Genomic DNA, 14,974 nt, shown 5'->3' on the forward strand with positions numbered 1-14,974 from the left:
ACGCGACCTCCAAACGAGCGCGCGGCGTCGTGAGATTGCGTAAGCTACTGACAGGCATGGTTTTTCGAGCCGACTGCCGTTCCGGAGCGCGCCCTTTCGGCGGCGCAGGGCCGCAGGGCGCTTGCAAAACGTCGCAACCGGCGGCAATGACGGTCACACCGGAAGGGTGGCCGAGTGGTTTAAGGCAGCGGTCTTGAAAACCGCCGTGGGTGGAAGCCCACCGTGGGTTCGAATCCCACCCCTTCCGCCAGCGCCGGCGGCAAGCTTCCGGCCGCGACCGGAGGCCGCCTTGTCTGTCGAAATCCCCCTCGCCGAGTATCCGCTCCGAACCCGTGACAAGCTTCGCTACGGCGATACGGACCGGCAGGGGCACGTCAACAACGCGGTATTCTCGACCCTGTTCGAAACAGGCCGCGTCGAGCTGATCTACGATCCGGAACATCCTTTGGCCGAGCCCGGAACGGCCTTCGTCATCGCCCGGCTGGAAGTCGATTTCCGGGCGGAACTGCTCTGGCCCGGCGAGGTCGAGAGTGGGCTGCGTGTCGCTTCGGTCGGCCGCAGCTCGGTTCGGCTCGAGCAGGCGATCTTTCAGGCCGGGCGCTGCGCGGCCAGCGCAGTCACGGTGATCGTCCTGGTGGACGAAACGACACGAAAGTCGCGGCCCTTCTCCGACGCTGTGCGCGAGCGGCTGCTCACGCTGATGCCAAATTCCCCAGCGCCCTGACATCAGTCACGCGCAGCCCGAGACATCACAGATCCTGCTGTCAGGCCGGAGCTCGATCAATACAAATTGCTCGACACCGTATCGAATGGAAGGAACCGAATCGCCCTCGCCGCGTTCGAAGCCAAAATGCGGGAGGACATCATGAGCAGCCTTGTTGCGGTCTCGGCGCTGTTCCTGGCCGGCGGCCTTTCAACCGTGACCATGGGGGCCGTGCCGCTGCAGGGCATTCTCAACGAACTCTTCTGGGCCGGCCTCGCCATTTCGGCCTTCATCACCACGGCCGGTCTCGAAGCGTCGAGCTGAGCAACCTCCACAAGCGCTCCTCTGACCGGATCTGACCGCCTGCCTGTTCGGCGTGACTCCTGCGCGCCGCGCAGCCGGGCTCCTTTGGCTCTTGGCAGGCCCCTCTACGCGCGGCAGGTCTTTACGCGGCCCTTATGCCCCTCCCTGCCCTTCCCGCTCGAACGCTTACCCTGCCCGCCCCCACATCTCCGGTCTGAAACACAGGCTGGAGACAGATATGGCCGACATCTTTTTCTTCGCGCTTGGGACCGGAGCCTTCGCGCTTTTCGGCCTCTATGCGGCGCTGCTGCGCAAGGTCTGACGACCATGGCGCTCACCCTTCTCTACGCCGCCGCGGCCATCGGGCTCGCGGTCTACATGGTCGCCGCGCTGCTGCGCCCCGACCGCTTCTGAACTCGAATAATAAAGGAGACCTCGCATGGATTGGCGGGGCTGGGCCGAGATCGTCTTTACGATCGCGTTGACGGTGGCCGTGGGCTGGCCACTCGGTATCTATATGGCGCGCGTCTGGACAGGCGAGCGCACCGTTCTCGATCCGGTGCTGAAGCCGGTCGAGGCCGGGTTCTACGCGGCGCTCGGCGTCGACCGGAACAAGGGGCATGGTTGGCTCGGCTATGCCGGCGCGGTGCTCGCCTTCAGCGCCGCAGGTTTCGCGCTGCTCTACGCTATCCTGCGCTTGCAGGGGCAGTTGCCGTTGAACCCACAGGGCTTCGACGGGCTGTCGCCGCATCTCGCCTTCAACACAGCCGTCAGCTTCGTCACCAACACGAACTGGCAGTCCTATGGCGGCGAGACGACGGTCAGCAGCCTCAGCCAGATGCTGGGCCTCACCGTGCAGAACTTCGTCTCGGGCGCGGTCGGTCTCTCGGTGGCGGCGGCCATGGCACGCGCCTTTGCCGCCGACCGCGGCGAAACGCTCGGCAATTTCTGGGTCGATCTCACCCGCAGCACGCTCTACGTGCTGTTGCCGGTCTCGATCGTCACCGCGCTCGCACTCGTTGCCGCGGGCGTGCCGCAGAGCCTGCTCGCCAATGTCACGGCCAAGACGCTGGAGGGCGCCGACCAGATCATCGCGCTCTTCCCGGTCGCCAGCCAGGAGGCGATCAAGCAATGGGGCACCAATGGCGGCGGTCTGTTCAACGTCAACTCGGCGCATCCGTTCGAGAATCCGACGCCGCTGACCAATCTGATCGAGGTCGTCTCGCTGAATGCGATCGCCTTCGCCACCGTCGTCGCCTTCGGGCGTGTCGCCGGCGCCCGCAAGGAGGCGCGCGCGCTGATCGCGGCGATGGTGATCCTTCTCAGCCTTGGCGCTGCCGCGATCTATGCCGCGGAGACGCTGACGCCGCAGCCAGCCATGGTCGCAGCGGGCATCACCGACGCGCCCGCCAATATGGAAGGCAAGGAAGTGCGCTTCGGCGCTGCCGCCTCCGCCGTGTGGGCCGCCCAGACCACCGGCACCGCGAACGGCTCGGTGAATTCGATGCACGCCTCCTACATGCCGCTCGGCGGCGGCGTCGCGATGTTCCTGATGCAGCTCGGCGAAATCGTGCCCGGTGGAGCCGGCTCGGGCCTCTACGGCATGGTGGTGATGGCTCTGCTCTCGGTCTTCGTCGCCGGGCTCATGGTCGGGCGTACCCCGGAATATCTCGGCAAGAAGGTTGAGGCGCGCGAGATCAAGTTCGCCATGCTGGCGGTGCTGATCCTGCCGCTCTCCATTCTCGGCTTCTCGGCGATCTCGGCCGTACTGCCGGTCGCGCTGGAAGGGCTGCTGAACAAGGGGCCGCGCGGGCTCACGGAGATCCTCTATGCCTATTCCTCGGCGACAGGGAACAACGGCTCGGCCTATGCGGGGCTGACCGCCAATGCGCCCTGGTGGAACACCACCCTCGGCATCGCCATGCTGCTCGGCCGCTTCGCCTACATGGTCCCGGTGATCGCCCTGGCGGGCGCCATAGCCGCCAAGCCGAAGCTCAAGCCGACCGCCGGGACGCTGCCGAGCGACAGCCCGCTCTTCGTCGGCCTGCTCATCGGAATCATCCTGATCCTGGGCGGCCTGCAATTTTTCCCCGCGCTCGCGCTCGGGCCGATCGTCGAGCACTTCCAGGTGCTTGCGGCCGCTCGCTGAGCCAACGAAAGAACGCACTCATGTCTTTCTCTCTCGCCAGATCCGGCGCCTTCGACCAGGCCGTGATCCTCGCTGCCCTGAAGAGCGCCTTCACCAAGCTCGACCCGCGCGCGCTTGCCGGCAATCCGGTGATCCTCGCCACCGAAGTCGTGGCCGTGCTGGCCACGGTCTCGGCCGTGGTCGCCATCGCCGGTGGCCAGCCCGCCGGCTTCGCCGTCCAGATCGCCGCCTGGCTCTGGCTGACCGTGATCTTCGCCAATTTCGCCGAAGCGATCGCCGAGGGGCGCGGCAAGGCGGCGGCGGATGCGCTGCGCGCCACCCGCGTCACCACCAAGGCCAAGCTGATCATCGACGCCTCGCGCAACGCGATCATCCCGACGCCGGCGCATGAGCTCGCGCCGGACGACATCGTCCTGGTCGAGGCCGGCGACGTCATCCCGGCCGATGGCGAGATCGTCGAGGGCGTCGCCTCGGTCAACGAGGCCGCCATCACCGGCGAATCCGCCCCGGTGATCCGCGAGAGCGGCGGCGACCGCTCGGCCGTCACCGGCGGCACCACCGTGGTTTCGGACTGGATCAAGGTCCGGGTCACCTCGCGGCCGGGCTCGTCCTTCCTCGACCGGATGATCGCGATGGTCGAGGGCGCCGACCGGCGCAAGACCCCGAACGAGCTGGCGCTCGCCGTGCTGCTCGCCGGCCTGACCCTGGTCTTCCTGATCGCAGTGGTGACGCTGACCGGGCTCGGCGCCTTCTCCGGCGTCTCGCTCGACCCGATGGTGCTCGGTGCCCTCTTCGTCACCCTGATCCCGACCACCATAGGCGGCTTGCTGAGCGCCGTCGGCATCGCCGGCATGGACCGGCTGCTCAAGGTCAACGTGCTCGCCACCTCCGGCCGCGCCGTCGAGGCCGCCGGCGATGTCGACACGCTGCTGCTCGACAAGACCGGCACCATCACCTTCGGCAATCGCATGGCGGTCGAGGTTGTTCCCGCTCCCGGCATGCGTCCGGAAGCGGCCCTGCGCGCCGCCCTGATGGCCTCGCTCGCCGACGAGACGCCGGAAGGCCGCTCGATCGTCGACCTCGCCCGCAGTCTCGGCGTCACCGCCGAGATTCCGCACGGTGCCAACGCCATCCCGTTCAGCGCGACGACGCGTCAGTCCGGCCTCGATTCCGATGGCAAATCCTGGCGCAAGGGCGCGGTGGACGCGGTGATCCGGACGCTCGACCTCAGCGAGGCGCAGGTGCCGGCCGAGCTGCGCCAGGCGGTCGACGCCATCGCCCGCTCGGGCGGCACGCCGCTCGCGGTCAGCGAGAACGGCGCGCTCGCCGGCGTCATCCACCTCAAGGACGTGGTGAAGCCGGGCGTCAAGGACCGCTTCGCCGATCTGCGCCGCATGGGCGTGCGCACCGTGATGATCACCGGCGACAACCCGGTCACCGCCGCGGCGATCGCGTCCGAGGCCGGCGTCGACGATTTCCTCGCCGAGGCCACACCCGAGGACAAGCTGCGCATTATCCGGGCCGAGCAGGCCAAGGGCCGCCTCGTCGCCATGTGCGGCGACGGCGCCAACGACGCCCCGGCTCTCGCCCAGGCCGATGTCGGCGTCGCCATGCAGACCGGCGCCCAGGCCGCGCGCGAGGCCGGCAACATGGTTGACCTCGACAGCGACCCGACCAAGGTCCTGGAGATCGTCGAGGTCGGCAAGCAATTGCTGATCACCCGCGGCGCGCTCACCACCTTCTCGATCGCCAATGACGTCGCGAAGTATTTCGCCATCATCCCGGCGCTGTTCGTGGTCTCGCTGCCGGCTCTGGGGGCGCTCAATGTCATGGGCCTGTCGAGTCCGCAGAGCGCCATCCTCTCGGCGGTGATCTTCAACGCGCTCGTCATCGTCGCGCTGATCCCGCTGGCCCTGCGCGGCGTGCGCTACCGCGCGATCGGTGCGGCCAAGCTGCTCTCGCGCAACCTCACCCTCTACGGCATCGGCGGTCTGATCGCGCCCTTCGTCGGCATCAAGCTGATCGACATGCTCGTTTCAGCCCTCGGTCTGGCCTGAGCCGCGGAAAGGACAAGAGTCATGATCTCGCATCTGCGCCCCGCCATCGTCGCGATGGTGTTCTTCACCCTCCTGCTCGGCCTCGCCTATCCGCTTGGCGTGACCGGCCTCGCCCAGACGCTGTTTCCGGCCCAGGCCGGCGGCTCGCTGATCCGCAACGCCAACGGCGTGGTCATCGGCTCGCAATGGATCGGCCAGAACTTCAAGGGCGAGGCCTACTTACGTCCCCGCCCCTCCGCCGCCGGCAAGGAGGGCTACGACGCCTCCTCTTCCTCGGGCTCGAATCTCGGCCCGCTGAACGAGGATCTCGCGGCGCGCATCAAGGCCGAGGCCGAGGCGCTGCGGGCCGAGGCGGCGGGGCCGATCCCGGTCGACGCGGTCACCACCTCCGCCTCGGGGCTCGATCCGCATATCTCGCCGGCCTATGCGGCCCGGCAGGTGGCGCGCATCGCCGCGGCCCGCAAGGCCCAGCCGGCCGAGGTTCTGGCGGTGATCGCGGCCAACACCGAGGGCTCGACCTTCGGGGTGCTCGGCGAGCCGCGCGTCAACGTGCTCGCCGTCAATCTGGCGCTCGATGCGCGCTGGCCTCAGCCGCAGCGTTAGCAGCAGAAACAGACTATAGGTTGGGCCGTCCCGGGCGGAGCGCCGGCCCGGGGCGACCCTGAAAGATGGTTGAGAACGTCCGGATAATGTCCAGCGACGAATCCCAGTTCCGTGAGGCGGGCCGGCCCGACCCTGACGCCCTGCTGTCATCGGCCGGTCGCGGCAAGCGCGGCCGGCTGAAGATATTCCTCGGTATGGCGCCGGGGGTCGGCAAAACCTACGAGATGCTGACGCAGGGGCGGCGGGCCCAGGCCGAGCATGGCGAGGTGCTGGTCGGCGTCGTCGAGACCCATGGCCGCCGCGAGACGGAAAGCCTGCTCGAAGGGCTCGAAGTGATGGCCCGCCGGCCGATCGAGCATCGCGGCCGCATCCTGATGGAGTTCGATCTCGACGCCGCGCTCGCCTGCAAGCCGCGTCTGCTGCTGGTCGACGAATACGCCCATTCCAATGCGCCCGGCAGCCGCCATCCCAAGCGCTGGCAGGATGTCGAGGAGCTGCTCCAGGCCGGCATCGATGTCTGGACGACGCTGAACGTCCAGCATCTCGAAAGCCTGGTCGAAGTGATCTGGAAGATCACCGGCGTGCGCCAGCGCGAGACGGTCCCCGACAGCGCGCTCAGCCGCGCCGACGAGATCGAGCTGATCGACATCACGCCGACCGAGCTGCGCCAGCGCATGGACGAAGGCAAGGTCTACCTGCCGGAGACGGCGCGGCTCGCCGCCAGCAACTTCTTCAAGCCCGAGAACCTCACCGCCCTGCGCGAGCTCGCCTTGCGCAGGGCGGCGCAGACCGTCGACGACCAGCTCAGCCAGGCGATGAAGCGCGCAGGCGTCGAGGGGCCCTGGGCGGCTGGCGAGCGTATCCTCGTCCTGATCGGTCCCGACGCCATGGCGGGCCCATTGGTTCGCGCCGGCAGACGGCTCTCCGACATGATGATGGATGCGCCCTGGACGGTTGCCCATGTCGAGCGGCCGAACCGAGCCGATAACGATCCCGGCCGCGGCGCACCGCTCATCGAGGCCCTAAAGCTCGCCGAACAGCTCGGCGGGGCGAGCGTCGTGCTCAATGGCGACGATCTCGCCGGCGCGGTGCTCGACTATGCCAGGCGCAACAACGTCACCCAGATCGTCGTCGGCAAGTCGCATCGGCGCGGCTGGCGTTCGCTGTTCCACCGCTCGCTCGCTCCGGAACTGCTCAAGGCGCAGAACGGCGCCGCACTGCACATCATCACCGAGATGGGCTCGGGTCCGTCCGCGGCGCCCGCTTTCACGGGCCCGAAGCCGCGGTTCCAATGGCGCGGCCATGTCGGCGCCGTCACCATGGTCGGTGCCGCGATCGGCCTCGCCGCCCTGCTCGACCAGCATGTCGAGAACGCCAACCTCGCCATGCTGTTCATGGTCTCAGCGCTCGGCGCAGGCCTCGCCTTCGGGCTCTGGCCGGCCGTGACCGCCGCGGGCCTCGCCGCCTTCGCCTACAACTTCTTCTTCCTGCAGCCACGGCTCTCCTTCTGGATCGGTCACCCGGCCGATCTCCTGACCTTCCTCGTCTTCTTTGCGGTCGCGATGACGACCGGCAGCCTGACCGGCCGTGTCCGCGACCAGGCGACTGCGACGGCAAGACGCGCCTCGGCCATCACCGCTTTGCTCGCCGCGAGCCGCCGCCTTTCCGGCGCCGCCCGCAAGGAGGACGCCGCGGCGATCCTCGCCGAGCAGGTCTCGGCCGCGACCTCCGGCAAGGTCGTCGTTCTGCTGCCGACCGATGGCGGCGAGATCGCCGCCATTGCCGGAGCGCCAGAGATCGAGCCGCTCTCGACCGCCGACATGACCGCGGCGCGCTGGACCTGGAATCGTGGCGAGCCGGCTGGCGCCGGCACCGGCACCCTGCCCAATGCCGGCTGGACCTTCCGGGCGCTGCAGGGCGTGCGCCTGCGCTCCGGGGTCGTCGGCTTCGAGCCGAGCGCGCTGGCGACCGCAGAGAACGAACGCTTCGCGCTCGCCCTGCTCGACCAGGGCGCGATCGCGATCGAGCGCGCCGAGCTCGCCGCGGCGGCGGTCGATGCCGAGGCGCTGCGCCGCAGCGACCGCCTGCGCGCGGCTTTGCTCAATTCGGTCAGCCATGATCTGCGCACGCCACTCGCCACCGTGCTCGGCTCGGCGACCACCCTGATCGACTATGGCAGCGGCATGAAGCCGGCCGTGCGCGACGATCTCCTGCTTTCGATCCGCGAGGAGGCAGAACGGCTCAACCGCTATGTCGGCGACCTCCTCGACATGACGAAGCTGGAAGGCGGCGCTCTGGTGGCTCGGCGGGACTGGATCGATGTCCGCGACGTCATTGTGGCAGCGCTGGCCCGCGTCTCCCGTCGGCTCGGCCAGCGCCGAGCGCTGCGCGATTTCCCGGCCGAGCTCTCCATGGTCAGGGCCGACCCCGTCCTGCTCGAACAGGTGCTGGTCAACATCCTCGAAAACGCCATCACCTATAGCGAGGATGGCGCGCTGATCGAGACGGCGGCCTTTGAAGACCGGGGCAATGTCGTGATCTCGATCGAAGACGAAGGCCGCGGCATTCCGACCGCCGAGCTGGAGCGCGTCTTCGAGAAGTTCCGCCGGCTCGAGGAGGCGATCGATCGCGGTGGCGAGCGCGGCAAGGGCGCCGGCCTCGGTCTTGCCATCGCGAAGGGTTTCGTCGAGGCCATGGGCGGGCGCATCGCCGCCGCCAGCCCGATCCGCGAGCGGCCGGACGGCTCGAAGGGCGGCACCCGTATCCTGATCAGCCTGCGCAAAGACATCGCGGGCGGAGAACCCGACGCATGACAGCCTTCCGCCCCCGCATCCTGGTCATTGACGACGAGCCGCAGATCCATCGCTTTCTCGGCCCTGCCCTCGATGCCGCCGGCTACGAGCCGATCCGCGCCGACGATGCCACGGCCGGCCTGCGCGAGATCGCCCGCAAGCCGCCCGACGCCGTCGTGCTCGATCTCGGCCTGCCCGACATGGACGGCAAGGAGGCGCTGGCCAAGGCACGCGCCTTCTATGATGGCCCGGTGATCATCCTCTCGGCCCGCGACCGCGAGACCGAGAAGATCGACGCGCTCGACGCCGGTGCCGACGATTATGTCGAGAAACCGTTCGGCGTCGGCGAATTGCTGGCGCGCCTGCGCGTCGCGCTGCGCCACCGCATCGAGCGTCAGGGCGCCGAGCCGGTCCTAGTCGCGGGCAGCGTCGAGATCGATCTGGTCAACCGCCGGATCAGCCGCGCCGGCGCCCCGGTCAAGCTCTCTCCCAAGGAATACGACCTGCTCGCCTGCCTTGCCGGCGGCCATGGCCGCGTGCTCACGCACAAGCAGATCCTGACCGCCGTCTGGGGCCCGGCCCATGAGCACGACGTGCAATATCTGCGCGTTTTCGTCGGCCAGTTGCGCCAGAAGCTCGAGGACGACCCGTCGACCCCCCGGCTGATCGAGACCGAACCCGGCGTCGGCTACCGGCTCGGCGGTCTCGCCTGACAAAGGGCAAGCCATCTGTCGTTCGGCACAGGGCTCGAAAGACAAATTTCCCACATTTGAACGGAAATAAGAAAAATCACGCTATCCAACGTGAATTGATGCGGGGCGTTCGGCGGTTTATTTTCAGCGTTCGTAATAGCGAACGTAGCGAGCGCCAGTGTCCAGTCCGAAATCGATCGAGAATGAGAGCATCGCGCCCCGCCAGGGCAGCAGGAGCGTGTGATGGCGGCCTTAGCGAAGCGCCCCGCTTTGCCCGCGATCCTGCTCGCCAACGACCTGCGCGACGGCGATGTCGTCTTCGCCTCCGCGGCGGGCGCAGCACTGGCCTGGACGCGCGACCCGGCGCTGGCGCTGGTCGCCAATGATGATCCCGGCGCCGAGCGCCTGGAAGCCTTCGCCGTGGTCGAGTTCGGAGCTCAGCGCGTCGTCGACGCCTATCTCGTCGACGTCGAGACGGAGACCGGCCGTCCGGTGCCCCGCCATTATCGCGAGCGGATGAAGACGCTCGGACCGAGCAATCGCCGGGATCTCGGCAAGCAGGCCGGCGAAGGCATTGCGCCTTCCGGTCAGAGGGCCTGACAGATGTATCGTTACGACGAATTCGACGAGCGCTTCGTGCGCGAGCGGGTGGCGCAGTTCAGTGATCAGGTCGCCCGCCGCCTCGACGGTTCGCTGACCGAGGACGAGTTCAAACCGCTGCGGCTGAAGAACGGCGTCTATCTCCAGCTCCATGCCTACATGCTGCGGATCGCCATTCCCTATGGCACGCTGTCCTCACGCCAGCTCCGCCAGCTCGCGCTGATCGGCGAGCGCTTCGACCGCGGCTACGGCCATTTCACCACGCGCACCAACCTGCAGTTCAACTGGCCGAAGCTGCGCGACGTGCCCGAGATACTCGGGCTGCTTGCCGATGTCGAGATGCATTGCATCCAGACCTCCGGCAACTGCATCCGCAACGTCACGGCCGACCATTTTGCCGGCATCGCCCGCGACGAGATCGAGGATCCGCGCCCGACTGCCGAACTGATCCGGCAATGGTCGTCGCAGCATCCCGAATTCAGCTACCTGCCGCGCAAGTTCAAGATTGCGGTGACCGGCGCCGAGCAGGACCGGGCGGTGATCAAGGCCCATGATATCGGCCTGCGCATCCGCCGCCATCCCGATACGCACGAGACTTGCTACGAGGTCAGCGTCGGCGGCGGCCTCGGGCGTACGCCGATGATCGGCAAGGTGGTGCGCGACTATCTGCCCAAGGCAGATCTGCTCGCCTATCTCGAGGCGATCATGCGGGTCTATAATCTCGAAGGCCGACGCGACAACAAGTACAAGGCCAGGGTCAAGATCCTCGTCCACGAGACCGGCCACGCGGAGTTCACCCGCCGCGTCGAGGTGGAGTTCGCCGCACTCGACGGCCCCTCGATCAATGCCGATCCCGAAGAGGTCGCGCGCATCGCCGCCTATTTCGCGCCGCCCGCCTATCGGGCGCTGCCGGAGACGAGCACGGCGCTGGAGACAGCCCGGGCCGGAAATCCCGATTTCGATCGCTGGGTCGAGGTCAACACCACCGCCCACAAGCAGCCGGGCTATGCGGCCGTGACGATCTCGCTGAAGACGGTCGGCGAGGCGCCCGGGGACGCAACCAGCGAACAGATGCGGCTCATCGCCGATCTCGCCGAGGAGTTCTCCTTCTCGGAGATCCGCGTTACCCATGCGCAGAACCTCGTTCTGCCGCATGTGAAGCTGTCGGATCTCTTCGCGATCTGGCGGCGCCTCGGGGAAACCGGGCTCGCGAGCGCCAATATCGGCCTGATCACCGACATCATCGCCTGCCCCGGCCTCGACTATTGCGCACTCGCGACGGCGCGTTCGATCCCGATCGCCCAGGCCATCGCCCGCCGCTTCGCCGAGGATGCGCGGCAGCAAGAGATCGGCGCGCTCAACATCAAGATCTCCGGCTGCATCAACGCCTGCGGCCACCACCATGTCGGCCATATCGGCATTCTCGGCCTCGAGAAGCGCGGCATCGAATCCTACCAGATCACGCTCGGCGGCGACGCCACCCAGGATGCGGCGATCGGCGAGATTCTCGGTCCCGGCCTCGCGGCCGAGGAGGTGCCGGATGCGATCGAGCGCATCGTCGCGGTCTATCTGGAGCAGCGCCAAGCCGGCGAAAGCTTCATCGAGAATGTCCGCCGCCTCGGCCTTGCTCCCTTCAAGGCCGCTTTCCTGGAGCTCGACCGTGCTGCTTGATCGCAACGGACCCGCATCCGATCCCTGGACGCAGAGCGATGGCGCCGCCATCGGCAATATCCCGCTCGCCCTCGTCCCTTGGGAGGCGCTGCCGGAAGCTCTCGCCAACAGGGCGCCGGGCCAGCAGATCGGCGTGGTGATTCCCAACAGCCTCGCCATCGCCGAGATCGAGGCGCTGCTGCCGGAGCTTGCGTTGATCGCGATCGGCTTTCCCGCCTATTCCGACGGCCGCGGCTTCAGCCTTGCGAGGCAGCTCCGGCGTGCCGGCTTCACCGGCAGGCTGCGCGCCAGCGGTCCGCTGATCGTCGACCAGTTCGCCTATGCGCTGTTCTGCGGCTTCGACGAGATCGCGCTGCCGGCCTCCAGCGCCGGGCGCCAGCCGGCGGAGCAATGGCAGCGGGCGCTAGGCCATGTCGGCGCGCGCTATCAGCGCGGCTATGGCGACGGCGGCAGCATCCTCGACCAGCGCCGGGCGAAGCGCCTGGCGCAGGCGGCGGGCTGACGGCGATGAGGAGCGCGGCGCAGCAGCATGAACTGCGGCCGGCCGATCGCCATAGCGACGATCATTGGGAGGAAGCCATGCTGACGAGCGCCCTCGACCAGCTGGAGTCCAGCCCCCGCGAACGCTGGTTCGATCTTTGCTTCCGCCTTATCATCCTTGCGCTCGCCGGGCTTTGGCTGTTCATGCCGCCGAGCAGCGAGACGCAAGGGCCGCCGGACGTGAAAGCAGCAGTGACGCCAAGATGACCGACAGAGCCCCGCGCCCGACCGCCCCGCGCCGCATCGAGCGGCTCGCGACGCTGCCGCTGTTCCACAAGCTGGACGGGCGCAAGGTCGTGCTGGCCGGTTCAAGCGAGGGTGCGCTCTGGAAGGCGGAGCTGCTGGCTTCCGCCGGCTGCAACCTTCTGATCCTCGCAGGCGGCAGCGCCGAGATGTTCGCAGAACTCGCCGCCGATCCGCCATCCGGCACGGTCGAAGTCCTCGCGCGCAACTGGCAAGCTGCCGATCTCGACGGGGCGACGCTCGCCATCGCCGATATCGACGCGGTCGAAGAGGCGAAGGCCTTCGCCGCCGCCGCACGCCAGCTCGGCGTTCCCGTCAATCTCGTCGACAAGCCGGAATTCTGCGATTTCGCCTTCGGCTCGCTGGTCAACCGTTCGCCTCTGGTCGTGGCGATCTCGACCGACGGCGCCGCTCCCGTCTTCGGCCAGGCGATTCGCGCCAAGATCGAGGCGTTGCTGCCGGCCGGGCTGAAGCACTGGGCCCAGGCCGCCAAGGACTGGCGCCCGGCCGTGCAGGAGCGCGAGCTCGCCTTTCCCGCGCGCCGCTCCTTCTGGGAGAGCTTCACCAGTCTTGCCTTCGGCGAGCCGCAGCGCCGGCCGGATGCCGGTGATCATGCCAGCCTGCGCAGCACGCTCGACCAGATCGAGGCGTCGGGTTCGGCAGGTGGGCGCGTAACCCTGGTCGGTGCAGGCCCCGGCGATCCCGAATTGCTGACGCTGAAGGCGATCCGCGCTTTGCAGAGCGCCGACATCATTCTCTACGACGACCTCGTTTCCACCGATGTGCTGGAACTCGCCCGGCGCGAGGCCAAGCGGCTGCTGGTCGGCAAGCAGGGCTACGGCCCGTCCGTGAAACAGGACGACATCAACGCCATGCTGGTGGCGCTCGCCGGCCAGGGCAAGCATGTCGTCCGGCTGAAGGGCGGCGACCCCGGCATCTTCGGTCGCGCCGGCGAGGAGATCGAAGCCTGCGCCCAGGCCGGCATTCCAGTCGCGATCGTGCCTGGCATCTCGGCCGCTCAGGGCGCAGCCGCGTCGCTCGGCCTGTCGCTGACCCATCGCGACCACGCAAGACGGCTACAATTCGTCACCGGCCATGCCCGCGACGGGCAACTGCCCAGGGATATCGACTGGGCCGCGATGGCCGACCCGGTCGCCACGACGGTGGTCTACATGGCGCGGGCCACCCTCGCCGCCTTCCGCGACGGCGCGCTCGCCGCCGGAATCGATCCGGCGACGCCGGCCATCGCGATCTTCGGGGCGACGCGCCCGGACGAGGCACGTGTCTCCGGCACGGTCGCCGATCTGCCCGAGCGCCTCGGCGAGCTGCCGAGCAAGGGGCCGGTCCTCGTGATCATCGGCCACGCCATGGGCGCGGCCGTGTCGGCTGCCATTCGCCAGCAGGCTCGCGCCTGAGATTGAACCGATCGGCCGGAGAGGCGTTTTCTCTCTGGCGATCGATGTTTGGAAAGGCTCTACTGCCACACGCGGTTGAGTGCATGCCGCTAATTCAGTACGTTTCGTTTGTTATTTCGAACGGTCTTTCCCTCCCCGGGCCGTTCAATACGGAGCACTGACATGACGCGACAGAGACTTCGCCATCTGCTTCACGCCGGATTGACGCTCGGCGCCTTCTCGCTCTGCTTCGGGCTCGTGACCGGTGTCCGCGCCCAGACCGAGCTGCTCAACGTCTCCTATGACCCGACCCGCGAACTCTATCGCGAGATCAATGCGGCGTTCATCGCCGATTGGAACGCCAGGAATCAGCAGAAGACGATCCGGACGATCCGGCAATCGCATGGCGGCTCCGGCGCGCAGGCCCGCACGGTCATCGACGGCCTCAATGCCGACGTGCTGACGCTGGCGCTCGCCGGCGACATCGACGCCGTGGCGCAGCGCTCCAAGAAACTGCCGGAGAACTGGCAGTCGCGCCTGCCGCACAACTCCTCGCCCTATACCTCGACCATCGTCTTCCTGGTCCGCAAGGGCAATCCGAAGGCGATCAAGGACTGGGGCGATCTGGTGAAGCCGGGCGTCCAGATCATCACGCCGAACCCGAAGACCTCGGGCGGCGCACGCTGGAACTATCTCGCCGCCTGGGCCTATGCCGAGAAGGCCTTCAACAAGGACGAGGCCAAGATCCGCGACTACATCGCCAAGCTCCTGGCGAACGTTCCGGTGCTCGACACCGGCGCGCGCGGCGCGACCACGACCTTCACCCAGCGCGGTATCGGCGACGTCTTCCTGTCCTGGGAGAACGAGGCCTTCCTGGCGCTGAAGGAGTTCGGCGCGGACAAGTTCGACATCGTCGTACCCTCGCTCTCGATCCTTGCCGAGCCGCCGGTGACGGTGGTCGACGGTAATGTCGACGCCAAGGGCACGCGGGCCGAAGCGCAGGCCTATCTCGACTTCCTCTACACGCCGAAGGGGCAGGCGATCATCGCCAAGCATCATTATCGCCCGCGCAATCCCGAGGCCGCCGATCCCAAGGACATCGCCAAGTTCCCGAAGGTCGAGCTCATCACCATCGATGCCGCCTTCGGTGGCTGGTCCAAGGCGCAGCCCGCCCATTTCGGCGATGGCGGCACCTTCGACCAGCTCTACAAGCCGACGCGCTGAACC

At 67.8% G+C, this 14,974-nt stretch carries 14 protein-coding genes and 1 tRNA gene; all 15 read left to right on the top strand.

The window, feature by feature from the left end; translation table 11 throughout:
• The first annotated feature begins 160 nt into the window (after nt 1–160).
• The 15 genes from J0J10_RS04195 to J0J10_RS04260 all read left to right on the top strand — a co-directional run bounded on the left by J0J10_RS04195 (nt 161) and on the right by J0J10_RS04260 (nt 14,971).
• A tRNA-Ser gene (locus J0J10_RS04195) sits at nt 161–250 on the top strand.
• A gap of 39 nt (nt 251–289) precedes the next feature.
• The gene (locus J0J10_RS04200; RefSeq protein WP_291645407.1) at nt 290–724 is read left to right on the top strand and encodes an acyl-CoA thioesterase; all 435 of its coding nucleotides are present in this window, start codon (nt 290–292) and stop codon (nt 722–724) included.
• Nucleotides 725–865: 141 nt separating this feature from the next.
• Nucleotides 866–1,027 (top strand): hypothetical protein, encoded by a 162-nt coding sequence (locus J0J10_RS04205; protein ID WP_291641876.1) that lies wholly within the window; start codon nt 866–868, stop codon nt 1,025–1,027.
• 306 nt (nt 1,028–1,333) lie between these two features.
• Nucleotides 1,334–1,420: a K(+)-transporting ATPase subunit F gene (gene kdpF / locus J0J10_RS26995; protein WP_366824912.1), complete on the top strand. Its 87-nt coding sequence runs from the start codon at nt 1,334–1,336 to the stop codon at nt 1,418–1,420.
• Between the two features lie 25 nt (nt 1,421–1,445).
• Complete coding sequence (kdpA, locus tag J0J10_RS04210) at nt 1,446–3,155, top strand: potassium-transporting ATPase subunit KdpA (protein ID WP_291645408.1); 1,710 nt, start codon at nt 1,446–1,448, stop codon at nt 3,153–3,155.
• A 20-nt stretch (nt 3,156–3,175) separates the two neighbouring features.
• Nucleotides 3,176–5,212 (top strand): potassium-transporting ATPase subunit KdpB, encoded by a 2,037-nt coding sequence (gene kdpB / locus J0J10_RS04215; protein WP_291645409.1) that lies wholly within the window; start codon nt 3,176–3,178, stop codon nt 5,210–5,212.
• A gap of 21 nt (nt 5,213–5,233) precedes the next feature.
• Nucleotides 5,234–5,815 (top strand): potassium-transporting ATPase subunit KdpC, encoded by a 582-nt coding sequence (gene kdpC, locus J0J10_RS04220; protein ID WP_291645410.1) that lies wholly within the window; start codon nt 5,234–5,236, stop codon nt 5,813–5,815.
• Nucleotides 5,816–5,901: 86 nt separating this feature from the next.
• Nucleotides 5,902–8,628 carry a sensor histidine kinase gene (locus J0J10_RS04225; protein ID WP_291645411.1) on the top strand — a complete coding sequence of 909 codons (2,727 nt, stop codon included), beginning with the start codon at nt 5,902–5,904 and terminating at the stop codon, nt 8,626–8,628.
• Nucleotides 8,625–9,320, top strand: coding sequence for a winged helix-turn-helix domain-containing protein (locus J0J10_RS04230; RefSeq protein WP_291645412.1), 696 nt, complete (start codon nt 8,625–8,627; stop codon nt 9,318–9,320). Before J0J10_RS04225 ends, J0J10_RS04230 begins: the two co-directional genes overlap by 4 nt.
• A 222-nt stretch (nt 9,321–9,542) precedes the next feature.
• Nucleotides 9,543–9,899: a DUF2849 domain-containing protein gene (locus J0J10_RS04235; RefSeq protein ID WP_291645413.1), complete on the top strand. Its 357-nt coding sequence runs from the start codon at nt 9,543–9,545 to the stop codon at nt 9,897–9,899.
• A gap of 3 nt (nt 9,900–9,902) precedes the next feature.
• Nucleotides 9,903–11,570, top strand: coding sequence for a nitrite/sulfite reductase (locus J0J10_RS04240; protein ID WP_291645414.1), 1,668 nt, complete (start codon nt 9,903–9,905; stop codon nt 11,568–11,570).
• On the top strand, nt 11,560–12,072 hold the full coding sequence (locus tag J0J10_RS04245; RefSeq protein ID WP_291645415.1) for a DUF934 domain-containing protein: 513 nt from the start codon (nt 11,560–11,562) through the stop codon (nt 12,070–12,072). The genes J0J10_RS04240 and J0J10_RS04245 overlap by 11 nt, the downstream gene beginning before the upstream one ends.
• 77 nt (nt 12,073–12,149) lie before the next feature.
• Entirely contained in the window at nt 12,150–12,317 is a 168-nt protein-coding gene (locus tag J0J10_RS04250; RefSeq protein WP_291645416.1) for a hypothetical protein, read from the top strand.
• Nucleotides 12,314–13,768 carry a siroheme synthase CysG gene (gene cysG, locus J0J10_RS04255; RefSeq protein ID WP_291645417.1) on the top strand — a complete coding sequence of 485 codons (1,455 nt, stop codon included), beginning with the start codon at nt 12,314–12,316 and terminating at the stop codon, nt 13,766–13,768. Before J0J10_RS04250 ends, cysG begins: the two co-directional genes overlap by 4 nt.
• Before the next feature lie 162 nt (nt 13,769–13,930).
• On the top strand, nt 13,931–14,971 hold the full coding sequence (locus tag J0J10_RS04260; protein ID WP_291645418.1) for a sulfate ABC transporter substrate-binding protein: 1,041 nt from the start codon (nt 13,931–13,933) through the stop codon (nt 14,969–14,971).
• The last annotated feature ends 3 nt before the right edge of the window (nt 14,972–14,974 follow it).

Origin of the sequence: Allobosea sp. (genome assembly GCF_017308075.1) — a bacterium.
GTDB lineage: Bacteria > Pseudomonadota > Alphaproteobacteria > Rhizobiales > Beijerinckiaceae > Allobosea.